This window comes from Mesorhizobium atlanticum, assembly GCF_003289965.1.
Classification (GTDB): domain Bacteria; phylum Pseudomonadota; class Alphaproteobacteria; order Rhizobiales; family Rhizobiaceae; genus Mesorhizobium; species Mesorhizobium atlanticum.
In genome coordinates this window covers 429,223-456,079 of sequence record NZ_QMBQ01000001.1, presented here as the reverse complement: position 1 = coordinate 456,079, position 26,857 = coordinate 429,223, and the positions used below count along the sequence as shown (strand labels likewise).

28 protein-coding genes and 1 tRNA gene are annotated in these 26,857 nt (G+C 62.3%); 8 read left to right on the top strand and 21 right to left on the bottom strand.

Annotated features, from left to right (window positions below; all coding sequences use genetic code 11):
- Positions 1-22: 22 nt before the first annotated feature.
- From DPM35_RS02600 to DPM35_RS02590, 4 genes are all read right to left on the bottom strand, one after another.
- Positions 23-1,483: an AMP nucleosidase gene (locus tag DPM35_RS02600; protein WP_245431438.1), complete on the bottom strand. Its 1,461-nt coding sequence runs from the start codon at positions 1,481-1,483 to the stop codon at positions 23-25.
- A gap of 170 nt (positions 1,484-1,653) precedes the next feature.
- Positions 1,654-1,857: a hypothetical protein gene (locus tag DPM35_RS02595; protein WP_112125750.1), complete on the bottom strand. Its 204-nt coding sequence runs from the start codon at positions 1,855-1,857 to the stop codon at positions 1,654-1,656.
- A gap of 66 nt (positions 1,858-1,923) precedes the next feature.
- The gene (locus DPM35_RS33080; RefSeq protein WP_281004560.1) at positions 1,924-2,058 is read right to left on the bottom strand and encodes a hypothetical protein; all 135 of its coding nucleotides are present in this window, start codon (positions 2,056-2,058) and stop codon (positions 1,924-1,926) included.
- 198 nt (positions 2,059-2,256) lie between these two features.
- Positions 2,257-2,598, bottom strand: coding sequence for a DUF2147 domain-containing protein (locus tag DPM35_RS02590; RefSeq protein ID WP_112125749.1), 342 nt, complete (start codon positions 2,596-2,598; stop codon positions 2,257-2,259).
- A gap of 439 nt (positions 2,599-3,037) precedes the next feature.
- Between DPM35_RS02590 and DPM35_RS02585 the strand changes: the two genes are divergently transcribed.
- Together DPM35_RS02585 and DPM35_RS02580 are read left to right on the top strand one after the other, a co-directional pair.
- A complete protein-coding gene (locus DPM35_RS02585) occupies positions 3,038-3,304 on the top strand; it encodes an SEL1-like repeat protein (RefSeq protein ID WP_112125748.1) in 267 nt (88 codons plus the stop codon).
- A 368-nt stretch (positions 3,305-3,672) separates the two neighbouring features.
- The gene (locus tag DPM35_RS02580; RefSeq protein ID WP_112125747.1) at positions 3,673-4,794 is read left to right on the top strand and encodes an ABC transporter substrate-binding protein; all 1,122 of its coding nucleotides are present in this window, start codon (positions 3,673-3,675) and stop codon (positions 4,792-4,794) included.
- Positions 4,795-4,944: 150 nt separating this feature from the next.
- Here the strand turns inward: DPM35_RS02580 and DPM35_RS02575 are convergent, their stop codons facing one another.
- From DPM35_RS02575 to DPM35_RS02560, 4 genes are all read right to left on the bottom strand, one after another.
- On the bottom strand, positions 4,945-6,909 hold the full coding sequence (locus DPM35_RS02575; protein WP_112125746.1) for an acetyl/propionyl/methylcrotonyl-CoA carboxylase subunit alpha: 1,965 nt from the start codon (positions 6,907-6,909) through the stop codon (positions 4,945-4,947).
- 49 nt (positions 6,910-6,958) lie between these two features.
- Complete coding sequence (locus DPM35_RS02570) at positions 6,959-7,234, bottom strand: hypothetical protein (RefSeq protein WP_342633661.1); 276 nt, start codon at positions 7,232-7,234, stop codon at positions 6,959-6,961.
- Positions 7,235-7,447: 213 nt separating this feature from the next.
- The gene (locus DPM35_RS02565; RefSeq protein WP_112125744.1) at positions 7,448-7,984 is read right to left on the bottom strand and encodes an O-acetyl-ADP-ribose deacetylase; all 537 of its coding nucleotides are present in this window, start codon (positions 7,982-7,984) and stop codon (positions 7,448-7,450) included.
- A 2-nt stretch (positions 7,985-7,986) separates the two neighbouring features.
- Positions 7,987-9,594, bottom strand: coding sequence for a carboxyl transferase domain-containing protein (locus DPM35_RS02560; protein WP_112125743.1), 1,608 nt, complete (start codon positions 9,592-9,594; stop codon positions 7,987-7,989).
- 83 nt (positions 9,595-9,677) lie between these two features.
- Here DPM35_RS02560 and DPM35_RS33215 point away from each other — a divergent pair, with 83 nt between their 5' ends.
- Positions 9,678-9,950, top strand: coding sequence for a type II toxin-antitoxin system HicA family toxin (locus tag DPM35_RS33215; RefSeq protein WP_342633660.1), 273 nt, complete (start codon positions 9,678-9,680; stop codon positions 9,948-9,950).
- Positions 9,947-10,315 (top strand): type II toxin-antitoxin system HicB family antitoxin, encoded by a 369-nt coding sequence (locus tag DPM35_RS02550; RefSeq protein WP_112125742.1) that lies wholly within the window; start codon positions 9,947-9,949, stop codon positions 10,313-10,315. The genes DPM35_RS33215 and DPM35_RS02550 overlap by 4 nt, the downstream gene beginning before the upstream one ends.
- Here the strand turns inward: DPM35_RS02550 and DPM35_RS02545 are convergent.
- The 3 genes from DPM35_RS02545 to DPM35_RS02535 all read right to left on the bottom strand — a co-directional run bounded on the left by DPM35_RS02545 (position 10,312) and on the right by DPM35_RS02535 (position 12,549).
- Positions 10,312-11,475, bottom strand: coding sequence for an isovaleryl-CoA dehydrogenase (locus DPM35_RS02545; RefSeq protein WP_112125741.1), 1,164 nt, complete (start codon positions 11,473-11,475; stop codon positions 10,312-10,314). The genes DPM35_RS02550 and DPM35_RS02545 overlap by 4 nt on opposite strands.
- Before the next feature lie 49 nt (positions 11,476-11,524).
- On the bottom strand, positions 11,525-12,172 hold the full coding sequence (locus tag DPM35_RS02540) for a TetR/AcrR family transcriptional regulator (RefSeq protein WP_112125740.1): 648 nt from the start codon (positions 12,170-12,172) through the stop codon (positions 11,525-11,527).
- 95 nt (positions 12,173-12,267) lie between these two features.
- Positions 12,268-12,549: an acylphosphatase gene (locus tag DPM35_RS02535; RefSeq protein WP_112126209.1), complete on the bottom strand. Its 282-nt coding sequence runs from the start codon at positions 12,547-12,549 to the stop codon at positions 12,268-12,270.
- A 147-nt stretch (positions 12,550-12,696) separates the two neighbouring features.
- On the opposite strand from DPM35_RS02535, the gene DPM35_RS02530 reads away from it, so the two are divergent.
- Entirely contained in the window at positions 12,697-13,185 is a 489-nt protein-coding gene (locus DPM35_RS02530) for a MarR family winged helix-turn-helix transcriptional regulator (RefSeq protein WP_112125739.1), read from the top strand.
- Positions 13,186-13,227: 42 nt separating this feature from the next.
- Here DPM35_RS02530 and DPM35_RS02525 read toward each other — a convergent pair whose 3' ends face one another.
- The 5 genes from DPM35_RS02525 to DPM35_RS02505 all read right to left on the bottom strand — a co-directional run bounded on the left by DPM35_RS02525 (position 13,228) and on the right by DPM35_RS02505 (position 16,811).
- A complete protein-coding gene (locus DPM35_RS02525; RefSeq protein ID WP_112125738.1) occupies positions 13,228-14,340 on the bottom strand; it encodes a pyridoxal phosphate-dependent aminotransferase in 1,113 nt (370 codons plus the stop codon).
- Positions 14,341-14,901: 561 nt separating this feature from the next.
- A complete protein-coding gene (locus DPM35_RS02520; RefSeq protein ID WP_112125737.1) occupies positions 14,902-16,065 on the bottom strand; it encodes a porin in 1,164 nt (387 codons plus the stop codon).
- A 96-nt stretch (positions 16,066-16,161) separates the two neighbouring features.
- Positions 16,162-16,413, bottom strand: a complete 252-nt coding sequence (locus DPM35_RS02515) for a GIY-YIG nuclease family protein (RefSeq protein ID WP_112125736.1) — start codon at positions 16,411-16,413, stop codon at positions 16,162-16,164.
- Positions 16,414-16,507: 94 nt separating this feature from the next.
- Positions 16,508-16,598: transfer RNA gene (locus DPM35_RS02510), tRNA-Ser, on the bottom strand.
- Positions 16,560-16,811: a hypothetical protein gene (locus DPM35_RS02505; protein WP_146767911.1), complete on the bottom strand. Its 252-nt coding sequence runs from the start codon at positions 16,809-16,811 to the stop codon at positions 16,560-16,562. The genes DPM35_RS02510 and DPM35_RS02505 overlap by 39 nt, the downstream gene beginning before the upstream one ends.
- A 238-nt stretch (positions 16,812-17,049) precedes the next feature.
- Here DPM35_RS02505 and DPM35_RS02500 point away from each other — a divergent pair, with 238 nt between their 5' ends.
- Positions 17,050-18,198, top strand: a complete 1,149-nt coding sequence (locus DPM35_RS02500; protein WP_112125734.1) for a porin — start codon at positions 17,050-17,052, stop codon at positions 18,196-18,198.
- Positions 18,199-18,439: 241 nt separating this feature from the next.
- On the top strand, positions 18,440-19,516 hold the full coding sequence (locus tag DPM35_RS02495) for a tyrosine-type recombinase/integrase (RefSeq protein WP_112125733.1): 1,077 nt from the start codon (positions 18,440-18,442) through the stop codon (positions 19,514-19,516).
- 76 nt (positions 19,517-19,592) lie between these two features.
- Here the strand turns inward: DPM35_RS02495 and DPM35_RS02490 are convergent, their stop codons facing one another.
- The 5 genes from DPM35_RS02490 to DPM35_RS02465 form a co-directional block, all read right to left on the bottom strand.
- Positions 19,593-20,489 (bottom strand): alpha/beta fold hydrolase, encoded by an 897-nt coding sequence (locus DPM35_RS02490; RefSeq protein ID WP_112125732.1) that lies wholly within the window; start codon positions 20,487-20,489, stop codon positions 19,593-19,595.
- 623 nt (positions 20,490-21,112) lie between these two features.
- Entirely contained in the window at positions 21,113-21,922 is an 810-nt protein-coding gene (locus DPM35_RS02480) for a hypothetical protein (RefSeq protein ID WP_112125730.1), read from the bottom strand.
- Positions 21,923-21,927: 5 nt separating this feature from the next.
- Complete coding sequence (locus DPM35_RS02475) at positions 21,928-23,016, bottom strand: fused MFS/spermidine synthase (RefSeq protein WP_112125729.1); 1,089 nt, start codon at positions 23,014-23,016, stop codon at positions 21,928-21,930.
- A gap of 1 nt (position 23,017) precedes the next feature.
- A complete protein-coding gene (gene speD, locus DPM35_RS02470; protein WP_112125728.1) occupies positions 23,018-23,542 on the bottom strand; it encodes an adenosylmethionine decarboxylase in 525 nt (174 codons plus the stop codon).
- 130 nt (positions 23,543-23,672) lie between these two features.
- On the bottom strand, positions 23,673-25,712 hold the full coding sequence (locus DPM35_RS02465; RefSeq protein WP_112125727.1) for a lytic transglycosylase domain-containing protein: 2,040 nt from the start codon (positions 25,710-25,712) through the stop codon (positions 23,673-23,675).
- Positions 25,713-25,967: 255 nt separating this feature from the next.
- Here DPM35_RS02465 and dapA point away from each other — a divergent pair, with 255 nt between their 5' ends.
- On the top strand, positions 25,968-26,849 hold the full coding sequence (gene dapA / locus DPM35_RS02460) for a 4-hydroxy-tetrahydrodipicolinate synthase (RefSeq protein WP_112125726.1): 882 nt from the start codon (positions 25,968-25,970) through the stop codon (positions 26,847-26,849).
- Positions 26,850-26,857: the final 8 nt, after the last annotated feature.

Genomic DNA, 26,857 nt, shown 5'->3' with positions numbered 1-26,857 from the left:
TCAGTAGCTGGCTGGCACGCGCCTACTGGAACGCCGTTTCCGAGAAACTTCTGAGCTTGCGCGAATGCAGTCGCTCCATCGGCATTTCGGCAAGCTTCTCCATCGCCCTGATGCCGATGGTCAGATGCTGCGCCACCTGCCGCTTGTAGAACTCGGTCGCCATGCCGGGCAGCTTCAGTTCGCCGTGCAGCGGCTTGTCGGAAACGCACAGCAACGTGCCGTAGGGCACGCGGAAGCGGAAGCCGTTGGCGGCGATCGTCGCCGATTCCATGTCGAGCGCGATGGCGCGCGACTGCGACAGGCGCTGCACCGGTCCGCGCTGGTCGCGCAGTTCCCAGTTGCGATTGTCGATGGTGGCGACGGTGCCGGTGCGCATGATGCGCTTGAGGTCGTAGCCGGAAAGGCCGGTGACTTCGGCGACTGCTTCCTGCAGCGCCACCTGGATCTCGGCCAGCGGCGGGATCGGCACCCAGACCGGCAGGTCGTCGTCCAGCACATGGTCCTCGCGCACATAGGCATGCGCCAGAACATAGTCGCCAAGCGCCTGTGTGTTGCGCAGGCCCGCGCAGTGGCCGAGCATGACCCAGGCATGCGGCCGAAGCACCGCGATGTGGTCGGTGATCGTCTTGGCGTTGGAAGGGCCGACGCCGATATTGACCATGGTGATGCCGCCATGGCCGGGCTTCTTCAGGTGATAGGCCGGCATTTGCGGCAGGCGCTGCGGCGGCGTGCCTTCGCTCGGCGCGCCGGCTCCCGCTTTGGTCACGACATTGCCCGGCTCGACAAATTCACTGTAGCCGCCTCCACCACTCTCCATCAGTTCGCGGGCCCGCGCCACGAACTCGTCGATGTAGAACTGGTAGTTGGTGAACAGCACGAAGTTCTGGAAGTGCTGCGGGCTGGTCGCCGTGTAATGCGTCATGCGGTGCAGCGAATAGTCGATACGCTGCGCGGTGAACGGCGCCAGCGGCCGTGGCTCGCCGAACGCCACCTCGAACGTGCCGTTGGCGATCTGGTCGTCGGTCCCGTCGAGGTCCGGCACGTCGAACAGGTCGCGAATCGGCCGCTTGATGCGCTCGGCGGCCGCGCCGTCGACATAGCTGCCTTCCAGGAAGGCGAAGTGCAGCGGTATCGGCGTCGTCGATTCCGACACCGTCACTGTCACGCCGTGGTTGCGCATGATGAGGCGAAGCTGCTCGATGAGGTAGTTCTCGAAGAGTTGCGGCTGGGTGATGGTGGTGGCGAAATGGCCGGGCGTCGGCATATGGCCATAGGCTTGGCGCGAGTCGACCTGGCTGAACGAGGTCGTGGTGACGCCGATCTGCGGATAGAAGGCCCGGTAGCGCTTGCTCTCGTCGCCTCCTGCGGCCAGCGCAGCGAATGAATCGCGCAGGAATTTGGTGTTGCGGTCATAGAGCGCCTGCAGCGCCGCAACTGCTTTTCTGGCGTCATGGAAGCTCTGCGCCCCGAAAGGCTCCGGCATGACGACCGATTCGATGGCTTGGGGGTAGATTCGCTTTTCCATGGCTCAATATAGGGATTTGGAAGAGCGCTTGGGAGGGGGAAGCGGGGCCGCGAGAGCCGACAGCGTCGATTTTCTTCGGATGTGTTTAAAGCGCGCTGGCCACGAGCCAGTCGCGCCATCTGACACTCCTATAGAGCTTGCCCGCGCTGCAGACTGACCAGCAGCACAAAGCCGACGCTCCTGTTCTTGTTCGCCGGCGCCTCGATCCGGTGGCCGGTGTCGGCGCGCATCATCGGCACCGCCAGAACCGGGGCGGCGAGCAGCATGAGGATGAGCGTCGCCCGCGGCAGCAGCCTCAGTATCTTCATGGCGTTATCGGCGATGCGGTTCATTTTGGTGGTATCCCGATTTTCAACGTGGTCGATTTTCAACTTTGTCGTTTCAGCGCGTCACCTGGTTCACGGAGCCGAAAACCCAGCCACGGGCCGTTCCCACAGGCGGGCCGAGTGGCCGCCCTCGGCCACCAGGATGGCGAAGAACATCCCGAACAGGCTCATCAGCAGGCAGACGATGGTGAAGCGACGGGCAAGCATTTCTCTCTCCTTCAATGCGGGAGAGAATGCCAAAAAGCCTCTGAACCGGTTCTGAGATCCGCATTCATCTGCGGTTCAAATTGATTGACGGGCTCTTGAAGAGTTGCCGGCGGGCCTGGACCTGGTCAGGCAGGGCGCAGCCGCCGCAAAAGAAAACGGGGCCACTCGGGCCCCGTTTGGACGACCGGGAATTGGCGATCAGAGCTTGTGCCAGGTCTGGCTCTTGCAGATCAGGCCGCCGAGCACGCAGCCGCTCATCTTGAGCGTCGTACCCGTAAGCGTCGCCTTGCCGGAATAGGTCTTGTCGTTGGCTGGATCGGTGATGTTGCCGGCATATTTGTTGTCGCCGGCCGCCTTCAGCGAGCCGATCGTCTTGCCGGCATATTTGCCCGTCTTGAGCGTAATGGAGAAGGAGCCACCGCCGCCAATGGTCGCCGTTTCGCCGGACTGCGTCTTCCAATTGCCTTCGATCGGGTCGGCCCACGCGGCGCCTGCCATGATCAAGGTGGCCGCCAGGGCCAGGCTCGTCTTTCGAAACATCTCGTCCTCCTCCCAATGGGCGTGCGGCGGGCGTCGGTCCGCCTTCCAGTCCCTTACGCAAAGGTAAAGCTAATCCAGCTCCCGCCAAAACAAAAGCGGTGCCGCCACGGAAGGTTGCAAGGTTTTTCGCCCGGCGCATGGCCGAAAATAAACGGGACCGGAAAAACGCTTCGGTTCCCGTGGTTAGCGAAGTCTTGATTCCGCTCTCGCCAATTTTCATCGAATTTGACGCAAAACCGCGCAAAAGCTGGATTCCCATGCTTAACGGTTTTTTGCGTTTACCTCTTGTTTTAGCTTTGTTTTCCTCAAATTAAGCAAGCCATTTAACGACGGATTCAAGGCCAGGCTTCATCCTCGAAAGCATCGAAAGAGCGGCCCGCCCCGAGGGAAATCAAGGGACAGAAGGAGGCAGCTCTCGGGAGCCAGACAGGGGATTGAAATGGCACGTTTTGAAATGCTTGAAGACGGCTTCGGCGCCATGGGGGCAACTGCCCAGGCCGACATTCTTTTCGAACTGGGCATGATGTATGCGACCGGCCGCGATTGCGAGACCGACGTCGTAGCCGCCCACAAATGGTTCAACATCGCCGCGATCAAGGGTTCGCTCCGCGCCGCCGAGCTGCGCTCGGAACTGTCGGCCACCATGTCCAAGGTCGAGATCGCCACGGCGCTGCGCGAAGCCCGCGAATGGATGACGATGCACTGATCCTGTGCGCAGCGCTGAGACACTGATTTGGATAAGGCCGCGAAAAGACGGCCGGCCACAAGACCAAGAACGCGGCAGGCCAATAAAGGCAAAGCCGCGCAACTAAACAGGGAAGCGAGCGGGTTTCAGGCGCGGGGGCGTCCGGGGAGCTCGACTGCAAAAGCCGCGACCGACCGAAACAAGGTCGGCGCGGCTTTTTGCATTACGCCAGGTAATTACGCGGCGTGTGGCCCAAGAAATCCTTGCCGGAATGAACCAAAACCTTCCGCATTGTCCTCTCGACAGTCCCGGCGAAGGGTGAAATTGTCCCGGCTCTGTGGAAGAAGCGCGGCCATGCCGCCGCGCACAAGTGGAGGAGTTCTATAGTCATGAAAAAATTGGGTATTTTGAGCGCGGCCGCATTTGGCCTGATGATGAGCGCCCCGATTGCCTTCGCCGACGATATCACCATTTCGGTGGTCGGCCCGATGACCGGCCAGCTCGCCACCATCGGTGACCAGTTCAAGCAGGGCGCGCAGGCCGCCGCCGACGCCATCAACGCCGCGGGCGGCGTCAACGGCTCCAAGATCAAGCTCGACATCGAGGACGACCAGTGCGACCCCAAGCAGGCGGTCTCGGTGGCCAACCGCATCGTCGCCAACGGCGTCAAGTTCGTCGACGGCCATGCCTGCTCGGGCTCGAGCATTCCGGCCTCCGCCGTCTATGCCGAAGCCGGCACGCTGATGATGAGCCCGGCCTCGTCGAACCCGGTGCTGACCGATGCCGCCGCCAAGTCCGGCTGGCCGACGATCATGCGCCTCTACACGCGTGACGACGCGCAGGGCGCCTTCATCGGCCCGTGGATCGCCAAGAAATACGCCGGCAAGAACGTTGTCGTCCTGCACGACAAGAGCGCCTATGGCCAGGGCGTTGCCGACGCCGTCAAGGCGACGATGAATGCGGGCGGCCTCAAGGAGGTCGACTATGAAGGCATCAATGCCGGCGAGAAGGACTATTCGGCCCTGGTCACCAAGCTGAAGGAACTCAAGGCCGACGTCGTCTATTTCGGCGGCTACCACCCCGAGGCCGGGCTGATCCTGCGTCAGGCGGCGGAGCAGAACGTCAAGTTCCAGCTGATCATGCCGGACTCGATCGCCTCGCCGGAATTCTGGCAGGTCGCCGGCCCGGCCGGTGAAGGCACGCTATTCGTCTTCCCGTCGGACCCCCAGGCCAAGCCCGAGGCGAAGGATGCGGTCGCCAAGATCAAGGCCGGCGGCTTCACCCCGGAGGGCTTCACGCTGTTCTCCTATGCCGTGATCCAGGCCGTCGCCGAAGGCGTCAAGCGCGCCGGCACCGACGATCCGGCCAAGGTTGCCGAAGCGCTGAAGAACGGCAAGCCGATCAGCACCGTCGTCGGCGACGTCATCTTCGATGAGAAGGGCGACCTCAAGAACGCCAGCTACGACATCAACCAGTGGCACGACGGCAAATACGCGCCGATCCAGCAGTAGTTGGTATTGTTTGTGCGAAGGTGGCCGGGCTTGTCCCGGCCATTTTCGTTTAGAGCAATTCCAGGAAAAGTGTGAGCGGTTTTCCGTCCGGAACTGCGTAAAAACAAGGAGATAGAGCGGTTCGCCGTTTCCGTGAAATGGTGAAACGCTCTAGCCTTGGCCGTCCTCCGCGAACCGCACCAGCACGGTGCCGTCGCTGACCTGAGCTCCCTCGGCCGCGATCTCGGCGATCACCCCGTCATGCGGGGCGGCGATCATGTGTTCCATCTTCATCGCCTCGAGGATCAGAAGCGGCTGGCCCTTGATCACCGCATCGCCGGCCGCCGCCCGCACCAGCTTGACCAGCCCCGGCATCGGCGCGCGCAGGCTGCCCGAGGCGGCTCCGGCCTCGTCGGCCTTGGCAAGCGGGTCGGGAACGGCGAAGGTGTAGCCGACCGCGCCCTCGAAGACTGTGACGTGGCCGGGCCAGCGTGCGGCGTGCGGCATGGTCCTGAGATCATGCGTGTTCACCGCGTCATGCGGCGCCTCCAGCGCCACCTGGAAACGCCCGTCCGGCCGTGCCGAAACCCTGGCCAGGATGTTCTCCTCGCCGTGGCGCAGGCGGATGCGGCGCGCGAGCAGGTGGAAATGCGCATAGCCTGAAAGCGTCGACCACGGATCGGCGGCCGCACCTGGCGCGCCGGCATCGGTCGCGGCCAGCGCCGCGGCGGCGATCGTCTCGTCGCTCGGCGCAGGGATTGCGGTGAGCGCCTCCTGATGCCTGCCGATCAGCCCGGTATCGACATCGCCGGCCGCGAAATCGGCGTCGGCCGCGAGCGCCGCCAGGAAGGCGGTGTTGACGGTGGAGCCCGCCACTTCGGTCCGGGTGAGGGCATCGCGCAGCGCGCCGAGCGCGGTGGTCCTGTCCTTGCCGTGCACCACCAGCTTGGCGATCATCGGATCATAGAAGGGAGAGATCGCGTCGCCGGCGCGCACGCCGGTCTCGATGCGCATCGCGGCGCCTTCCGGCGGCGCGTCGGGGAATTTCAGATGATGCAGCATGCCGGTTGCCGGCAGGAAGCCTTTTGCGGCGTCCTCCGCATAGAGGCGGGCCTCGAAAGCGTGACCCGACAGCGCGATCTCGCCTTGCGTCTTCGGCAGCTTTTCGCCGGACGCGACGCGCAACTGCCATTCGACAAGATCGACGCCGGTGACCACTTCGGTGACCGGGTGCTCGACCTGCAGCCGCGTGTTCATCTCCATGAACCAGAAGCGGTCGGCCTTCAGTCCTTCCGAAGCATCGACGATGAACTCGATGGTGCCGGCGCCCGAATAGTTGATCGCCTTGGCGGCCTTCACGGCGGCCTCCGTCATCGCCTTGCGCAGCGCTGGCGTCATGCCGGGGGCAGGGGCCTCCTCGATCACCTTCTGGTGGCGGCGCTGCGCTGAGCAGTCGCGTTCGAAAAGATGCACGGCATTGCCGAAATTGTCGCCGAAGACCTGCACTTCGATATGGCGCGGCTTGTCGACATATTTTTCGACCAGCACCCGGTCGTCACCGAAAGCCGCTTTCGCTTCGCGCCGCGCGCCCGAGAGCGCTTCGGAGAAATCGTCGGGATGGTCGACGCGCCGCATGCCCTTGCCGCCGCCGCCGGCGCGCGCCTTGATCAGCACCGGATAGCCGATCTCGCGCGCCTTGGAAGCAAGCAGCACGATCTCCTGCGCCTCGCCGTGATAGCCGGGCACGACAGGCACGCCGGCCGTCTCCATCAGCCGCTTGGCGGCGTCCTTCAGTCCCATGGCGCGGATCGAGGCGGCGCTCGGCCCGATGAAGACGAGGCCTGCCGCCGTCACCTGGTCCACGAAGTCCGGGTTTTCCGACAGGAAGCCGTAGCCGGGATGAATCGCCTCGGCGCCGGTGGCGAGCGTCGCGGCAACTATTTTGTCACCGCGCAAATAGCTTTCGCCGATAGGCGAGGGGCCGATATGCACTGCCTCGTCGGCCATCTCGACATGCAAGGCGCGGGCGTCAGCGTCGGAATAGACGGCCACGGTGCGCACGCCGAGCTTGCGGGCCGTGCGAATGACGCGGCAGGCGATCTCGCCGCGATTGGCGATCAGGATCTTGCCGAACATGGAGCCTCCCGGTTTTGCTTCGGGCGGTGCCAGTCCCGCAGGCGCCAGCCTATTTCGACGCCGCGATGGCGCAGCCGCCGCTCGCCGTGTTGAGCCGCCACTTCTTCAGGCCGCCCTGGCAGTTGCGCATCGCGACGTCTTCCGCGGCCTTTTGAGACGGTGCGTTGAGCGCCTTGCCGCAGACGACATAGAGATCCCTCACGCGCGTGTAGAACGTCGTTGCATAGGCCGAGTGGCCGCCCGCTGCGACATATGCATTGTAGGCAATTCTGCATTGATCCTTGGGGTTCATCGCCAAGGGGGGCGGAAAGCGCTTGTCGCCCACGCTGCCCGCCAGCGATCCGGCGATGGCTGCGCCCGATGCCGTGAATATAAGCAATGCTGAAAGTATAGAGGTGAAAGCCTTCCGGATGTATCTCAGTTCCATTTTTTCCCCATCCCCAATAGAAAATGCAGGATGAGCAATATCGAATATTCCGTGCTGTTGCCAGCCGCGAACCGGGCGCTCGCACTTTTGTGAGAAAATGGATGGTTCCGCTCATGAAGTTCGCTTCCCGATCGCAGCGGCAATAATCCGTTGATACAATTCCGCCGTCGCCTCGTCGAAGCAGCAGAAAGTAACGAGTTCTGGAACCGTATTCTGTTGCATGAACTCGCCTACCATACCGACAGCGATCCCGGTCGCTTCGTCTTTCGGATAGCCGTAGATGCCGGTCGAGATGGCCGGGAAGGCAATGGTGCGGCAGTTATGGTCGCGGGCGATTTCGAGCGAGCGCCGGTAGCAGGAGGCGAGCAGCTCGGCTTCGCCCTGGGCGCCGCCTCGCCAGACCGGTCCGACCGTGTGGATGACATAGCGCGCCGGCAGCCGGTAGCCTTTGGTCAGCTTGGCGTCGCCGGTCTTGCAGCCGTTCAGCATCCGGCACTCGGCGACCAGCTCCGGCCCGGCCGCGCGGTGGATGGCGCCGTCGACACCGCCGCCGCCGAGCAGCGACGAATTGGCGGCATTGACGATCGCGTCGACCGAAAGCCTGGTGATGTCGCCGGTATGGATGCGGATCCGATCGCTGATGCTCATCGTCACATCCTGAACACGCCGAACTTCGTCTCGTCGACACCGGCGTTGAGCGCCGCGGAAAGGCTGAGCGCCAGCACGTCGCGGGTTCTGGCCGGATCGATGATGCCGTCGTCCCAGAGCCGCGCCGACGAATAGAGCGGGTGGCCCTCATGCTCGTATTTCATCAGGATCGGCTTCCTGAACTTCGCCTCCTCCTCGGCGCTCCATTCACCGCCCTTGCGGTCGATGCCTTCGCGCTTGACCATGGCGAGCACGGTTGCCGCCTGCTCGCCGCCCATCACCGAGATGCGCGCGTTGGGCCACATCCACAGGAAGCGGGGCGAATAGGCGCGGCCGCACATGCCGTAATTGCCGGCGCCGAACGAGCCGCCGATGATCACGGTGAGCTTCGGCACCTTCGCGGTGGCGACCGCCATGACCAGCTTGGCGCCGTCCTTGGCGATGCCGCCGGCCTCGTATTTGCGCCCGACCATGAAGCCGGTGATGTTCTGCAGGAAGACCAGCGGAATGCCGCGCTGGCAGCAGAGCTCAATGAAATGCGCGCCCTTCAGCGCGCTTTCGGAAAACAGCACACCGTTGTTGCCGAGGATGCCGACGGGCATACCGTGCAGATGGGCGAAACCGGTGACCAACGTCGTGCCGTAGTTCTGCTTGAACTCGTCGAATTCCGAACCGTCGACGAGACGTGCGATCACCTCGCGCACGTCATAGGGCTGGCGCAGATCCGTCGGCACGACGCCGTAGAGTTCCCGCGGATCGTAAAGCGGTTGAATCGTCTTCTGTAAATTCAGGCTCAGGGCCTTGTTCCGATTCAGATTCCGGATGATGCGCCGGCAAATGGCCAAGGCGTGCTCGTCGTCCATGGCGTAGTGGTCGGCGACGCCGGAAAGCCTGGTGTGGACATCGGCGCCGCCGAGCTCCTCGGCGCTGACATCCTCGCCGGTGGCGGCCTTCACCAGGGGCGGGCCGCCAAGAAAAATGGTCGCCTGGTTGCGCACCATGATCGTCTCGTCCGACATGGCCGGCACATAGGCGCCGCCCGCCGTGCAGGAACCCATCACGCAGGCGATCTGCGGGATGCCAGCCGCCGACATATTGGCCTGGTTGTAGAAGATACGGCCGAAATGCTCTCGGTCGGGGAAGACCTCGTCCTGGTTCGGCAGATTGGCGCCGCCGCTGTCGACCAGGTAGACGCAGGGCAAATTGTTCTGCAGCGCGATCTCCTGCGCCCTCAGATGCTTCTTCACCGTCAGCGGATAATAGGTGCCGCCCTTCACCGTGGCGTCGTTGACGACGACCATCACCTGCGTGCCCTCGACACGGCCGATGCCGGTGATGATGCCGGCCGAGGGAATGTCCTCGCCGTACATCGACCATGCCGCGAACTGTCCGACCTCGAGGAAGGGCGAGCCGGTGTCGAGCAATTGCGCCAGCCGCTCGCGTGGCAGAAGCTTGCCGCGGCCCCGGTGGCGCTCGCGCGCCTCATCCGAGCCGCCGCGCTCGATGTTTGCCGCTTTCTCGGCGATGTCGTCGACCAGCGCCCGCATGCGCTCGGCATTGGCGCGGAATGTGTCGGAGGAAGGGGAGATCTGCGAGGTTAAGGCGGGCATTGACGAACCTCAGATGATATCATATTTTAGTATCACTTCCGGCTCTCGCCTGACCCCAGAGGAACTGACCACAAAGGTATCGATTGGGGAGGGATGAAGGCCATGAAAGCAGCGCACCGGCAGACACTGGACAAGATATTTGCGAACCCGTCAGTGCTTCGATCAAATGGCGAGACGTCGAGGCGTTGCTGGTCGCGCTAGGAGCCGAGGTTTCGGAAGGCAGAGGTTCGCGGGTCCGGTTTACCATTGCGGTCCAGACACTGTTCCTGCATCGTCCCCATCCGTCGCCTGATACCAGGCGATGGGCGATCAGGGATATCCGCGAATTCTTGACGAACGTTGGAATAAGGCCATGAAGCTTTACAAGGGATATGCTGGCTCGATCGAGTTCGACGATGAGGACATGGTGTTCCATGGCCGCATCCTTGGCATTCGCGACATCGTTACCTTCGAGGCCGAAACCGCCGAGGAATTGGTGAAGTCGTTTCACGACAGCGTCGACGACTACCTCGCCTTTTGCAAAGAGCGCGGTGTCGATCCGCAGAAGCCCTATTCTGGCAAGCTCGCCCTGCGCACCACCCCGGAAATTCATGCCTTGCTGGGCAAGGCGGCAGCGAGCGACGGCAAATCGATAAATCAGTGGGTGTCGGACACACTCGCCGAAGCCGCCCGCAAGCGGGTCGATGAAAGCTTGACGAAGGTCACGACCCGCGCTCACTAGACCCCCTCCGCCATGATCTCTCGGCCGATCAGCCAGCGGCGGATCTCGCTGGTGCCGGCGCCGATCTCGTAGAGCTTGGCGTCGCGCAGCAGCCGTCCCGTCGGGTAATCGTTGATATAGCCGTTGCCGCCGAGAAGCTGGATCGCGTCGAGCGCCATCTGCGTGGCCTTTTCGGCGGCGAAGAGCACGCAGCCGGCGGCGTCCTTGCGCGTGGTCTCGCCGCGATCGCAGGCGGCCGCCACCGCATAGACGTAAGCCCGCGCGGCGTTCATCGTCGTGTACATGTCGGCGAGCTTGCCCTGCACCAGCTGGAACGTTCCGATCGGCTGGCCGAACTGCTTGCGCTCGTGCACGTAAGGCACGGCGACGTCGAGGCAGGCTGCCATCAGCCCGATCGGGCCTCCCGAAAGCACCGCCCGCTCATAGTCGAGCCCCGACATCAGGACCTCGACACCGCGACCTTCCTCATGCAGCACATTCTCGAACGGCACCTCGACATTCTCGAAGACGAGCTCGCCGGTGTTGGAGCCGCGCATGCCGAGCTTGTCGAGCTTCTGCGCGACCGAAAAGCCGGCCATCGTCTTTTCGACGATGAAAGCGGTGATGCCGCGCGAGTGGCGCTCCGGGTCGGTCTTCGCATAGACCACCATCGTTCCGGCGTCGGGGCCGTTGGTGATCCACATTTTCGAACCGTTGAGCACATAGCGGTCGTTGCGCTTTTCGGCGCGCAGCCTGAGCGACACCACGTCCGAGCCGGCGCCTGGCTCCGACATCGCCAGCGCGCCGACCGTTTCGCCCGAGCAAAGGGCAGGCAGGTACTTCTCCTTCTGCGCCGGCGTCGCCCAGCGGTTGATCTGGTTGACGCAGAGATTCGAATGCGCGCCGTAGGACAGGCCGACCGAAGCGGAAGCGCGCGAGATCTCCTCCATCGCCACGACATGCGCGAGATAACCCATGCCGCTGCCGCCGAAATCCGGATCGGCGGTGATGCCGAGCAGGCCGAGCGCGCCGAGCTCGCCCCACAGATGCGTTGGGAACTCGTTGGAACGGTCGATCTCCGCCGCGATCGGTGCGATCCTGTCCTGGGCAAAGCGCCTCACGGTGTCGCGCAGCGCCTCGATGTCGGGATCAAGTCCGAAGCTGAGTGTTTTCGTGTACATGCCGTTCCTCCCTGCGCACGCCCCGGTCTTCGCGGGAATCATGCCTGTATCAGAGTGCCACGGCGTCCCCGGCGCGGCCGGAAGGTCGCGCGGTGCCATGGCTGATTGTCGCGCCGACCAGGCGCATTGTCATCGAAAGATATGATGCCGTGACTTCAGCGAGCGACAGCCGTTCGCCCGGACGGAACCAGACGATGACGCCGGTCATCATCTGGATCAGCGCCATGGCGGTCAGGCCTGTATCGTCGATCTCGAAGGCGCCGGCCTCGGCGCCGTCGCGCAGGATCGTGCGCAGCTCCTTCTCATAGGCTGTGCGCATCTTGAGGATTTGCGTCAGTCGTTCATGCGACAGGCTGCGCAACTCCATGTTGGAGACATGGGTGGCGTGGCGCCGCTCGATGTGGAAGGCGATGTGGTTCTCGACATACGCGGCAAGCCGGGTGACCGGATCGGCGCTCGCCGGCCGCGCCGCTTCCCAAGCGTTGAGCAGGCCTTCCATATGCTCTCGCATCAAGGTGAAAAGCAGATCTTCCTTGGTCGGGAAGTAACGGTAGAGCGCTGCCGCCTGCACGCCGACCTCCGCCGCCAGTTGCCGCATCGACATCGCCTCATAGCCCAGCCGCGCGATCAGGCTGACCGCCGCCTCGCGGACGGCCGCCTCGGTCTTTTCCCCGTCTGAACCGGTTGTACGCGCCATATTCGCCTCTTGCCACACTAATAAAACGAACGTTCAATTAATTCAAGGCGCATTAAACGTTAATCCCGCTTGCGGGTTGCGGAGGCGAGATGAGGCTAGACGATGATCCTGAAATCCGCCGGCGCGTCGTCGCCCGCTTCCTCGATCTCGACCTTCGAGACGAGCGCGCCCCGCGGCCCTTGCCATAGGCGTTCGATCATCGCCGTGACAGCGGCGTCAGGGCCGGCAATCAGCGCGGTGACCGAGCCGTCGCGCTCGTTGCGGACCCAGCCTCTCAGCCCAAGACGCATGGCCTCGCCTCGCGTCCAGACACGGTAGCTCACGCCTTGCACAATGCCGGAAACACGCGCCCGAACGGCTCTTTGCTCACCTTGCATCGCCCGCTCCAGAATCTTCCCCATCAATCTGGCGCACGAAAGGTCAAATGCAACCGGTTTGAGGGATAGGTAGCGCGGCCGATTAAATAATTGACTCAGTCAATCAATGGAGAAATTATCGGATGTTACGTCTCCAAGGAGATCAGCATGCAGCACGACGCCCTGGTCCATGAGATTCGTCGCTTCAATCGGTTCTATACCGGGCTGGTCGGGCTGCTCGATGAGACCTTGATGCAGAGCCCTTATACGCTGACCGAGGCTCGGGTGCTGTTCGAACTCGGGCGCAAGCCCCGACCGGGCGGTGGAAGGGCCGGTCTGCTGGCGCGCATGTTTCACCTCGATCTCGCGCCTGCGGTATCGGAGCTGGCCGGCGAACTGAACCTTGCCCCTGCCTATCTCACGAGGGTGCTTCGGAAGTTTGCCGCCATGGGGCTGGCGGAAATGCGCGACGATCCGGAGAACGGGCAGCCCGCTCTCGCGCTGACCAGGCGCGGCAAGGCCGCGCTGGTCGATCTCGAGACAGCGACGAACCGCGATCTTGCCCGCCTGACCGTCAAGCTCGAGGATAAGGAAGCAGCTGAGCTTTCCGATGCGCTCAACCGCGTGACACGCCTGCTGGCAGCCGCGGGAATGTGAATCGCCAGATCCGCTTCCCGGGAAGCAGGGGCAGGGGTTCGATCAGTTCCCTCGCGCCGCCGCCAGAGCGCCCGGCAGTTCCTCGGCAAAGATGTCGAGCTCATGGTCGAGCCCGACGCTGACCCTTATGCAGCGGTCGAGCCGTGGCGCCATCGGTTTGCGAATGAACACGTCGCGCGACAGGAGGTTCTGCATCACCTTCAGCGCGAAGGCGCCGTCTCGACCGCAGTCGATGGTGACGAAATTGGTCGCCGACGGCAATGGGTTGAGGTCGTTCTGCCTGGCGATGGCTGAAATGCGCTCGCGGCCTGCCGCCACGCGCGCCACCACGGAGCGCAGGTACTCCTGATCGGCAAGCGCCTCGAGCCCGGCGATCTGCGCCATGCGGCTGACGCCGTAGTGGTTACGGATCTTCTCGAAGTCGCGGATCACCTCCGCTTCCGCAACCGCGTAGCCGCAGCGTATGCCGGCCAGGCCGTAAGCCTTGGAGAAGGTGCGCATGCGGATGACATTCGGCCGCGCGACATCGATCGCCGGCAGCGCCGAGGCTGGGCCCAGCTCACCATAGGCCTCGTCGAGCACCAGCATGGTGGTTTCCGGCAGCGCCTCGATGAAGCGGACGACATCCGGCGCCTCCCACCAGCTTCCCATCGGATTGTCGGGATTGGAGAGATAGACCAGCGGTGCCTTTTCGCTGACGATCTTGGCGAGGAGCCCATCCAGGTCCTCCTTGTCGTTGGCATAGGGCACCGTCACCAGCCGGCCACCGACGCCGGCGATGTGGAAATTGAAGGTGGGGTAGGCGCCAAGCGAGGTCACGACCGCGTCGCCCGGGGCGACATACATGCGCGCCACCAGGCCGAGCAGCCCGTCAATGCCTTCGCCGACGACCACGTTTTCGACGGCCACGCCGTGATGCGCGGCCGCCGCCACCTTCAGCTCGTAGTTGTCGGGATCGCAATACATCCACTGGTCGCGGGCGACGCTCTCCATCCGCGCGATGACGCGCGGCGAGGGGCCGAAGCTGCTTTCATTGGCGCCGATGCGGGCGCGAAAAGGCCGCCCGCGCTCGCGCTCCTGCGCTTCCGGGCCGACGAACGGCACCGTGGTGGGAAGCGAACCGATGATCGGCGTGAGGGAAGGGCGCTGGCGCATGGCATTGGCTCGCGTGAGAAATGGGAGCTTCTTGCTAGCGTGGGCGAAGGGTAGGCGCAAGCTGATCGAGAATACCATGCGAAGTCGGTAGGCGGCACGTCAACCACACCCCTCCCGATCAGCTTGTTTACATGGCTGCCGAACGCAGACGCTCAGTCGACGAGACTGCCCTTGCCGTATTGGCGGTGCTCCGCGAAAACCCCGCTTTTCATCTCATTTCGCTGAAGGGCATCCCGGCTGCGTGGGCATCTAATGCCGAATGCATCGATTCGCGCCGAGCTACCGGCCCGTTAGGTAGATCGGGTGCCTCTCGATGTCTGCGCAGTACACGACGTGCCTTAGAGGCTGTCTCAGCATCTCTTCACTTCTTCGGCGGAGATGTTGGGGCGCAGATGGTTCCTAGGCTGGCACAATCGAGCAGATCTAAGATTAGCGGAGCGTCCGCTGGCCCCGGCTTCGCGTGGCCATTCCGAGTTCCAAGGATAGTAAAGCAAGCCAAGTCTTCGGCTAACAAAAAACCCGGCGGTTGCCCGCCGGGTTTCGTTCTCAAAGCAACTTGTTTTAGAAATCGCGCTGGAAGCGGAGAAGGCCGCCGACGCTGTTCTTCTTGTCGGCACCGGTCCAGTTGCCGTACGGGGTGAAGTCATTGAAGTGACCGAAGTGATCGTAGTCGACTTCAGCCGTGATCGTGAAGCCCGGAACGGCGGTGTAGGCAACGTTAGCCGCCACGCCGTAGTTCTTGTCCTGGTCACCCGAGACCTGGAGGTTGAACGCGGTCTTCTCGTTGAACTTGTAGGTGCCGCCGGCCCAGAACGCCCAGTGGCCACCCCACTGCTTGTAGAAGTCGCGGCCGGTGAAGTCGGTAACAACAAAAGTGCCGTTGTCAACGAGGCTATTCTTGTGGGTGCCGTAGCCGCCCATTACGAACAGCGACAGTGCGCTGGTGACGTTGAAGTCGGCACGAACCTTGCCGGCCCACTCTTCGTAGGTGGCGTCATAGGCGGCGACGCCCGTGATGGCGCCCCAGCCCTGCGTGTACTTCACGCCGGCGACGACATGCGGAACGTAGCTGTCGATCGAGCCAACGTAGAAGCCGCCGGAGCCAGCGCCTTCTTCGAGCGAGACCACCGCCGAGAAGCCGTTGCCGGCGTCGAAGTAGTACTGCACGACGTTGGTGTCGAAGTCACCGTAGGGAACGATCGTATCCTGGATCACGTTGCCGGCATAGCCGATGAACGTATTGAAGGCCGATTCGTCCTTACCAACGCGGAGGCCACCGAGCTGGATCCAGGCGAAGTTCAGCGAAGGAGTCTTGTTGTGGGCGCCATTTACATCTTCATTAGCATTGTCGTTGCCGAAGTTCCAACGCGTCTCGGTGTAGGTCTTCAGGGTGCCGAGTTCCGTTTCCTGGCCGGTCCAGGTCTTCAGCGTGAAGCGGGCATTCTTGTGCCAGACGCCCTGGTTCTTGCCGTTCAGCACGTCGTCGGTCTTGGCGCCATCGAACGAGCCGATGTCGCCCAGGCCGATGTCATAGCGGATATAGCCGCCGATGCGCAGGCAGGTCTCGGTGCCCGGGATATAGAAGTAGCCGGCGCCGTAGACGTCGCAGATCTTGACGTATTCAGCGGGTTCCGGTTCGGCGACGGTCACCGCGTCGGCGGCGCGAGCACCGGAAACTGCGATCAGGGCCGCAGCTGAGCCGAGAAGAAGGCTCTTGATGTTCATTTTCTGACCTCCAGTCAGAATCGAAGATGGAGGTCCAGGAAAAGCCGCCAGTTGAGCTGTTTTCCCTTTTATATCAAGCGGATAACCCTGGATCGGTCAATAAGGCTCCGTTCGCCAAAATCGCTTGCTGGCGAAGGCCTTGCCGGATCCAGTCTTGAAATAGCGCTCGAGTTGCCGCGCGTTGGCCTCGGTTTCGACCCCGATATAGGCCTTCACGGTCACAGGCAAATGAGCCTTGGTCGAGGTCACCTGTCCTGATTGATGTGATTCGAAACGGCGTCGAAGGTCGTTTGTCGATCCAACATAGACATCGCCGTTATGGAGCTGCAGGAAATAGACGTACCACATGGTCCCCCTACGCTACTTGGTAGCTTCGGGCGACACTCCCACGCCCAAATGCGGTTCCGGGTGGCCTGCCACCCGAAGCCCGCAGGGCGTAGGGTGGCGGAGAGGATGGGATTCGAACCCACGAGAAGCTTTTGACCTCTACTCCCTTAGCAGGGGAGCGCCTTCGACCACTCGGCCACCTCTCCGTCGCGCCGCTGGATAAAGAAAAGCGGCGGCACAATCAACAAGCCGGCGCCATAATCATCGAAAAATCGGCAGGTTCGCTCGCGCCCGCCATTCTCAGGTGGCGATTCTGCGGCAATCGCCTGGCGGCCGACTCGCCGGAGCGCCACAATCCGGTCGACCCTTTGCCGGATTCGCCCGGATTCAGCGGCCGCAAGGGCATCGATGGTTAACAAGAGCTTTCTGAGTGAGGCCAAATCGTGTCATTTGTGCAACAACCCCCGGCGATAGCGCCCGGACAGCCCTTGCGCCGATACGATCGTGGTTGAACGGCGCCGGCTCATGGGTAAAGGTCACATTCGAAGGAGCGGCGCGGTGCGCATCTTTTTCGGTAGTGGGGATGGGGCAGGGAACGCTGTCCTTCAGCAAAAAATACCCAGACCCGTTTTTTAACTTTTGACTGGAGGTCAGAAAATGAACATCAAGAGCCTTCTTCTCGGCTCAGCTGCGGCCCTGATCGCAGTTTCCGGTGCTCGCGCCGCCGACGCGGTGACCGTCGCCGAGCCGGAACCCGCTGAATACGTCAAGATCTGCGACGTCTACGGCGCCGGCTACTTCTACATCCCGGGCACCGAGACCTGCCTGCGCATCGGCGGCTATATCCGCTATGACATCAGTGCCGGCAACCGTGGCAGCTTCGATGGCGCTCATACCTTCGATGACCTGAATGGCGATGCCCAGGATACTTGGCACAAGCAGGCCCGCTTCACGCTGAGGACCTGGACCGGCCAGGAAACCGAGCTTGGCACGTTGAAGACCTTCACCGAAACCCGCTTCAACTTCGGTAACGGTAGCGGCGGCGTGGCCAGCAATCTGAACGGCGGCGACAATACCGCTGTTTCGCTGAACTTCGCCTGGATCCAGCTCGGTGGTCTCCGCGTCGGTAAGGATGAATCGGCCTTCAATACGTTCATCGGCTATGCCGGCAATGTCATCCAGGATACGCTGGTTCCTTACGGTGACTTCGATACGAACGTCATCCAGTACTACTTCGATGCTGGCAACGGCTTCTCGGCCGTCCTCTCGCTCGAAGAAGGCGCGGGTGCAGTCGGCACGATCGACAGCTATGTTCCGCACGTCGTCGGCGGCGTGAAGTGGACGCAGGGCTGGGGCGCCATCACCGGCGTTGTTGCCTATGACAGCAACTACGAAGAAGTTGCTGGCAAGGTCCGTTTGGACGTCAATGTGAACGACGCGTTCTCGCTGTTCATCATGGGCGGCTACGGTTCCGACCACAACCTCAAGAAGCCCTTCCCAGAGGTTGCTCTGGCTGCTGGCGATCGTGGCTTCTACAAGCAGTGGGGTGGCAATTGGGCTGTGTGGGGTGGTGGTACCTACAAGTTCAACGAGAAGACCTCGTTCAACGTCCAGGCATCTTATGACGACAGCAAGGATTTCGGCCTGGCGGCGAACGTCGCTTACGTTGTTGTCCCCGGCTTCACCGTCACGGCCGAAGTCGACTGGGCTCGCACTGATCACACCCAGTTCGGCAACTGGACTGGTATCGATGCCGACAAGAAGAACGCGGTCGGCGGCATCCTCCGCTTCCAGCGCGACTTCTAAGGGCTGGAATCCTACAGGTGAAATCCGGCCCGGGCGCTTTTACGCCCGGGCCGCTTTGTTTTCGCGGTCGTGGCAATTCAAACGAAAGGGTGGGGGTGAAGCGGTAGGCTGGTGATCCGCAGTTCGGTTTCGTGGAAATTCGGCTCTGGCGAATGAAATCACAATTGCGTGATCAAAACTCTTGAAAGGACATCCCCAAGCGGTTACGGCTGGGCCATAACCACAGGGGGTGTGGCTGAAAATGTCGAACGAAGCGGCTCAAGGGGCCGGTGCATCTGGTCATTTTGCGTTCTTTTCTTCTCAGAATTCGAAGTTTAACTATACGTATAACAAGATCAGAGAAGTAAAATCGTATCGGATCGGGGAGCTTTTCGCAGCTTATCGAGATATACTCTGGGATGACGGGCGGCACAAATACAATGTCAGCTCTTTCATCGGTGAAATAGACGAGATCCTGCTGGGAGAGCGTTTCAGTACCTTTGACCAGAACACCCTCGACAATCTTATCGGTACATTGCGCCAGCGCGGCAACAGCAACGCAACCATCAATCGCAAGATGGCTGCCCTCAGCAAATTGCTGCGTAAGGCGCATAAGATGGGAGATATCCACAGCCTGCCCGAGTTCCGCCGCCAGAAGGAGCGAGCGGGACGGATTCGTTTCCTCGAAAGGGACGAAGAGGCGAGGCTATTCGCGGCGATCAGGAGCCGCAGCGAGGATGCCTACCGGCTTTCCGTCTTCCTGGTCGATACCGGCTGTCGTCTCGGCGAGGCGCTCGGCCTGATCTGGAACGACATCCAGGAACATCGTGTCTCCTTCTGGATCACCAAATCGGGCCGCAGCCGCACGATTCCGATGACCGAACGGGTCAAGGAGGTGATCAAGCTGCCGCCGAACACGGAAGGGCGCCGGCCGAAAGGTCCCTTCGCCATGCTGAACCAGCCGCAATATCGCGCGATCTGGAACGAGGCGAAGACGGAAGTCGGTCTCGGCGCCGACGAGCAGGTGGTGCCGCACATCCTGCGTCACACCTGCGCCTCACGTCTCGTCCAGGGCGGTATCGACATAAGGCGCGTCCAGATGTGGCTGGGCCACCAGACATTGTCGATGACCATGCGTTACGCGCATCTGGCCACCAACGATCTTGATGGCTGCGTCGTCGTTCTCGAGAAGCCGCGCGGCCATGAAGCGTCGTCGCGTTCGGCGGAAAGCTCTGCGTTTGCTTCGCCTCTTACCACGCCGACTTCCGCGCCGTCGTCTCGCAAGGCGAAGCGGCCGGAGCCGGCCAAGACGACCCGCAAGCGCTCGAAAGGCGAATAGACCAACCGGAACGGCCTTGCCGGCAGGGTAGACCTATATTTTATGGCAGGGCCCGAGACCAATATAGTCTCGGGCTTTACTTTTGTTTGACTTGATTTTCGAAGCGGCCGAGAAACGCCGCGATCCAGTCCGGCAGGTCGCCGATCTCGAGGAAGGGTGCGTGGCCCTGGCCCTCGACGGTGGCCGACTCCATCCCGGGATGACGCCTGTTCATCTCCTCAAGTGTCGCCACGGACAGAAGTCTCGAGTTGGCGCCGCGAATGGCAAGCAGCGGCACGGCGGCTAAAGCGTCGAACTGCGGCCACAGATCCGGCAGCGGCTTGCTGAGGTCGACGCCGGCCAGCGTGTCGACCAGCGCCGGATCGAAATCCGGCACCCAGCCGGCATCCGTCTCGCGGCAGATTGCCCGGACCATCCTCGCCCAGTCGACGTCGCTGAGCGCCGGGAAATCGGCGCCATGCACGCGCCGCTGCGCCGCCACCGCCTCGGCGAACGTCCTCGGTTTCGGCGCACGGTCGAGATAGGAGCGGATATGGGCCAGGCCCTCCGCCTCGATCACCGGGCCGATGTCGTTCAGCACGATGGCTTTCAGCACGGTCGGCTTCAGCGCGCCGAGCACGTGAATGATCAGGCCGCCGCGCGACGTGCCGATGAAGGCTGCCTGCTCGATACCGAGCGCTGCCAGCCCGGCAAGCACGTCCCCGGCTTCGACCCCGATATTATAGTGGCCGATATCCGGATCGTGATCGGATTGCCCGCGGCCGCGGTAGTCGAAGGCGATCACCTTGCGGGGGATCTCCGCCTTCCTGGAAAGATGCAGCGCCAGCTCATGGAAGTCGCGGGCATTGCGGGTGAGGCCCGGCAGGCATGCGACCGGCCAGCCGCCGGCGTTTGTTTCGCCATAGATGCGGGCATGGAGCTTCAAGCCGTCAGTTGCGGGATAGAAGAAGTCGGAAAAGCCTTCGCTCGCCATTGATTGCTGTCCTTGCCGGATTGGCGGAGAGCTACAGGCGAGGGCAGGGACAGTCAAACGAGAACGACAAGAGGTCGATTGATTGCTTGCGTGGAAGCGCCTCGCATCGGGCTTCGATCGACGCCTCGCGACGCATGTCGGTTGCTCGAGATGTCACCCGCTTGTGCCGATATATTTTAATCGTCGGGCTCGGCCAATGTCGGAAAGAGCGGTGCGCGGGCCGATGCGTTATGGCTTGCGGCGCGCCAGGGTCACTTGCGCTGTGCTTCCGTCACTCGCGAAGGTAAGCCTGCTTCCATCTGGCGATAGAGAAGCCGCAATCGTCGTCCTCGTCATCCTCGTCGTAGGACAGGCAAACCTGTCCTTTACTATTCACCATCCATTCCCCCGAATATGGACCGTCGCTGTCCTTCCCCTTGATGCTCCCGTCCGCCCTCAACAACTCCACATAAGCGACCCCGTTCTCGGTTCCGTGGATGGTAGCCCCCTTTATTTGGTCCATGATCTCCGACGGACCCTGCGCCATCGCTGCCTGGCCAGCCAAAAGAATTATTACCGAGGCGAAGCCGTTTCTGATCACAAATCGGGCCCCTTTTGTTGCCACCTTCTGACATCCGCTCAGATCATCTGGAGAAGACGTCGAACACCAATACGGCGAGCTCGGCCAAAATCGCCAGAAGAATGGCTGCTTCGATCCATATTTCGACCAAATAGTTTCGATGCTCGATCAATCTATCGTTGGCGCGCTCGTAGAGGTCCTCGCCAACCTCAACCGCGTCGTCAAGCAAGCGGACGCGGGACGCCAAGTCGGCCTGCAGCGCAAGTTCGCTGAACAGCCGTTTCACCGCTGGAGGCGTTGCCGGCTCAGGGCGCTGCAGGGCGATGTCCATCCGGGACACCAATATTCGAGCAGTCTGGAATTGTCGGGTCATGTCGTTGACGCGGCCTTGCTCGCGCACCGAGGCGGCAAGACGAACGTCATGCGTGAGAGCTGCATCATTCATCAATGACGGCCACGCTCTTTCCAGACGCCTCTCCTCGGCTGAGAGGGTGCTGTGAAGATGCGAAAACATGGCCGCGGCGACAAGGCAATCCTCGGCTGCTTGCGGTGTTGCGTACGCGAGGCAGCGGCGACCTCTCCAGACAAGCCGGGCGTATCGACCCGTCACGTCGAGATATGGCGCTTCCGCATCTCCTTGCGCGACCCAGGTTTCAAATTCCTTTTGCACTTCGAAAGGCGTTTCAATCCCCGGAGCAAGTTGGACAAACGTCAGCATTTCGTCCGTATCCGGCGACGGCGCTACATCGGTCGCCCGCTGCCGCACGAGCCTGAGTGGGGCCGGATGCTGGAGCTTGAGCCAGACGTTGCCATCATCATCGGCCGCCTTGTGGAGGCGCCACATCTGGGGACTGCGCACCTCTTGCAACGTCATGGCCGTCAATCGCGCAGGGCTGGCAATTGGCGGCCGGATACCTCGTCCTCCTCGATATCGGGGGGCTCCACAAAAGGCACGTCGTCTTCCAGGGTCGGACCAGGCAGATCGAGCAGAAACCGCGTTTCCTTGCAGTGTTCAAAGCTTGCCCGGATAAAGGCTCCCGTGGCGTGATCGAGCCATTCGGGCCCAAGACGTGCCTGGATCGCCCGGTCAAGCGCTTCGGCGCTGAAGTCACGGGGCGAGATGCTGTTCGAAGCGATAAGGAAACCCCAACTGCCCAGAAAAGATGGAACGCATGTCTTGTAGCTGTGCACTTCGGCAAAAACCGTCCGGAGCGTGCGCAAAAGAGCGCAATGCGACTTGTAGTCCGCAAAAGAGAATTCGAGGCCTTGCACAACGAGGATGCCGCCGGGGCGAAGATGTCTATGGGCAAGTTCGTAGAATTGCCGCGTATAGAGGCGTTGAGCCGGCCCGTCATCGAGCATGTCCACGACGTCGATGATTATGACGTCGAACGCCTCGTCAGCCTCTTCCAGGTAGCTTCGCCCGTCCATGTAGAGCAGTGTAGTCCGCGGATCGTCGAAAGCCCCGCAATGCCAGGTCGGCAGCAGGTTGCGACAGATATCGACGACCTCTCGATCGATATCGATCATGACGGCACGGTCGACCGAACGATGCGCCAGGATCTCCCTCAGCGTCGCCCCTTCTCCGCCGCCGATGATCAGAACGTCGCGCGGGTTGTCGTGCATCAGCAGCGCCGGCTGTACGAGCATCTCGTGGTAAAGGGCCTCGTCTTCAGCGGAACTCTGAATTGCGCCGTCTAGGAACAGGGCGCGCCCGAAGTTGTAGGTATCTGCAATTATGATGTCTTGAAACTGCGTTCGCCCAGCGTGCACAATACTCTTGACGCGGTAGTTGTACTCATCAAATGGATCCGCGTCCTCTCGGACGAAAGCTCCACCGGATCCAAGCGACCGCGGGTCATCAGGCTCGACGTAGAAATGGCCCGGCGGCAGGGGTGGCAAAGGATATGGTCGATTGGGCGTATGGCCGGCAATTTGTTGGGAGAGCAAGTCCAGGCGGGTAGCCATTTTATCCTCGATCAATCGAAGTGGGTTGAATTTCGGTGGCGGCTTGGTCCTCGGCATCCAATCCGCGATAGAGATCCAGCACACCTATGCGCGCTGGAAGGAAGGACGTCGCCAAGGCCGGCAAGCAGGCGATCGGGTTGCAGACCCCACACATGAAGATGTCCAAGGCCGCATAGCGTTCGGCAGGCCAAGTATGGATCGAGATATGGCTCTCGGCCAGCATCGCAAATGCGGTGATGCCGCCAGCGGGCATGAACACATGATGATGGAGCGCAAGCAGTTGCGCCTTGGCGTCTTCAGCCGCGCGTCTTAGGACATGCTCGATAAATGGCGCGTCGCCGAGGCCGATCGCATCGTGCAGTTCAACAATAAGGTGCCGGCCCGGTAACCCGCCTGGCTCGCCCGGGCTGGCAGTAATGTCCTCAAGTATCGGAAAAGACGGACTGTAACCGGAAGGTGACCAACAATAGGTGGTATAGCCATAACATCCTTGCGCCGAAGCGGTCGGCCCAGCCGCAAATAACATCCCGTCCACCCGCCCGGACTTAAAATATTAGATAGTGTTAAAGTATAACCATTGTTTGTCAAGCATCGTGGCGGGTGTACTGGACGGGTTAATTGTTGCGCCTCAGGCGAATTCGTGACGAGCTAAGCCGTCAGCTGCGTCCGTTCACGAGGTCGCCCACGATGTCGTATTTGCCCGAAATACGCATCTTGTAGACCTCGTAATTCTCCATCACGCGCTGCACGTAACTTCTTGTTTCCGTGTAGGGAATCCGCTCGATCCAGTCGACGACCGCATCGACGTCCTTGCCGCGTGGATCGCCGTATTTCGCCACCCACTGGGCGGCTCGGTTGGGGCCGGCATTGTAGCCGGCGAAGGTCAGCACATAGGAGCCGCTGAAGCGGTCGAGCTGCTCGCCGAGGAAAGCCGAGCCCAGCGTTGCGTTGTAGCCGGCATCGCTCGTCAGCCGCGCCTGCGAGAAACTCATGCCGGCTTTCTTCGCCAACTGCTTGGCCGTGCCCGGCATCAACTGCAGCAGACCGCGCGCGCCGGCGCTGGAAACGGCGCCCACGTTGAACTCGCTTTCCTGGCGGGCGATGGCGTAGGCGAGCGCCTTGCCGGACCCGGAAATATTGGCCGAATCGGGAATGACACCCAGCGGATGCGACAGCGCGCCGACATCGATGCCGCGCTGGGCGGCGATCTTGCCGACCTTCAGCGCCATGAAGTGGTTGCCCTGCTTTTCCGCCAGCACCGCAAGCAGCGCCAACTCGCCCGGGCTGGTCAGTTGCCCGGCAAGGTCGCGATAGAGCGTCTCGGCATAGCGGTCGTAGCCCGCCTCCTGCAGCCGCTTGATCGCGCTCACCGCCTCGCGGCCGTCGAAGCTTCGGCGGTCGGCGGCACTCGGTTTCGGATAGACGATGTTGAGCGTCCTCAACCCCACGCGCTCGCCGGCGAGCTGGCCATAGAAGGTCGTGCCATAGCTGGCCGCGCGCGTGAAATAATCCTTGGCGCTACCCGGACCGCCGACTTCCGCGGCGCGGCCGAGCCAGTAATAGGCGCGCGACAGCGACACCGGTCCCTGGGCGAGCTCGGCGATGCGCGAAAAATGCCTGGCGGCGGTCGCCGGATCGTTGAGGCCGCGAAGCGCATACCAGCCGGCATGGAACTCGGCCTCGGCGGCATTGGCCGGGCTTTCGGCCGCATGCATGGAGACGATTCTGTAGGCGGTCTTCATGTCGCCCTGGTCGACAAGCTCGCGCGAGAGCACACGCCGTTCCACCCACCAGGCATCGGGGTCGACCAGCGAATCGCGATCGGTCGGCGCCTTCATCACGACAGCGGCGGCGTCGGCGAATTTCTGCTGCTTGCGCAGATATTCCGCCTCGGCGAAGAAATAGCCGGCCGAGCGCTGCGCCGCCGGCACCGCCTTCAACAGTTTGGCGGCGTTCTTGTCGCCCTTGTCTGCCGCGGCCCAGGCATCCGCCAGCGGCTGAGCACCGGCGAGACCGGCAACGCGCAGCGCCGAGGCCGGCCGGTCGGCGTAAAACATCCGCTCCATGCGATAGCGATGATCGGCCGCCGGGATCAGCGTGCCGAATTCCTTGATGATGGTCACCTCGTCCTTGGCTTCCAGCTTCTCGGTGCGCCAGAACGGCACCAGCACCGCGCGCGCCGCCGCCTGGTTGCCCAACGCCACCTGCGAGCGGGCAAGGATGATGACGCCCTCGGGCGTCAGCGGCTGGCTGCGGCCGAAAGCCTGAACCACCATTTGCGGCGGCGGATTTTCGCGATAGAGCGCACGTTCGCTGTTCTTGCGCAGCGCGATCGTGCCCGGCCATCCGGGAAGCATCTTGGCGGCATCGGCAATCTCGCCGCTCGGCACCTGGTCGCCGCCATAGAGCGCGATCGCCCAGGCCAGGATGTGCCGGTCGAGCGAAGTGGCGGGCAGCGTGTCGCGGGCATTGCGCGCGCCAGCAATGTTGTTGGCGGCAAGCGCGTCGAGGCCGCTCTTCAATTGCGCGATGTCGGAGGATGGGGCGGCCGGCATCTGGCCAGGCGCTTGCGGCACGTCCGGCGCCGGGATGGAAGCCGTCGCGCGCGCGTCGACACTGCCACCGATCGCTATGGTGGGCGTCAGCGCGACGATCGCGCCGAAAAGCGCGAAGAGATGAGGCCGCCTCGTCGGCATTTTACGATCCTAGCACATCGTCTGCAGGCGCGGGCACTCGAGACCCGATGCGGAGCCTAAACTTAGGTCGTGAAGGGCTCGTAAACAAAAGGTTATCGAGGCCGTTCGAATTGCGCTTGCTGGCACTACGCCGATGCTTGCCGCTGAACCATGTCGAGACTATGGTGCGCGGCTTCGCTTTCGGTTAGAAGGCGCGCAAGTAAACCGACCGACAAACCTGATACGTTCCTGAGAGTTCCAAGGAGTTTGGAAGACATGCTGAGAGGCTCGCTGACTGCGCTCGTCACACCGTTCGAAAAGAGCGGGCGTTTCGACGAGAAAGCCTTTCGCGCTTTCGTCGAATGGCAGATCGCCGAGGGCACCAAGGGGCTCGTTCCGGTCGGCACCACCGGCGAGTCGCCGACGCTGTCGCATGACGAGCACCGCCAGGTCGTGAAGGTCTGCATCGAGGTGGCCAAGGGCCGGGTCCCGGTCGTTGCAGGTGCCGGCTCCAACAACACCGAGGAAGCGGTCGGGCTGGTGCAATATGCCGAAAAGGCCGGCGCCGACGCGGCTCTTGTCGTCACGCCTTACTACAACAAGCCCACGCAGCGCGGCCTCTACGAGCATTTCGCCGCTGTCGCCCGCGCGACCAGGCTGCCGATCATCATCTACAACATCCCGCCACGCTCGGTGATCGACATGACGCCAGAGACGATGGGTAGGCTGGCCCACGACTTCAAGAACATCGTCGGCGTCAAGGATGCGACCGGCAAGGTCGAGCGCGTCTCCGAGCAGCGCATGACCTGCGGCAAGGATTTCATTCAGCTCTCGGGTGAGGATGCGTCCGCGCTCGGCTTCAACGCCCATGGCGGCGTCGGCTGCATCTCGGTGACGTCCAACGTCGCGCCGCGGCTGTGCGCCGAATTCCAGGAGGCCACGCTCTCCGGCGACAGCGCCAAGGCGCTCGACCTGCAGGATCGGCTCTTGCCGCTGCACAAGGCGATCTTCGTCGAGCCCGGCTTGTGCGGCGCCAAATATGCGCTGTCGAGGCTTGGCAAGGTCGAGAACGTCGTGCGCTCGCCCCTGGTGACGATCGAGGCCTCCACGGCCGAGAAGATCGACGCCGCGATGAAGCACGCCGGCTTGATTAATTAGGAATGAGG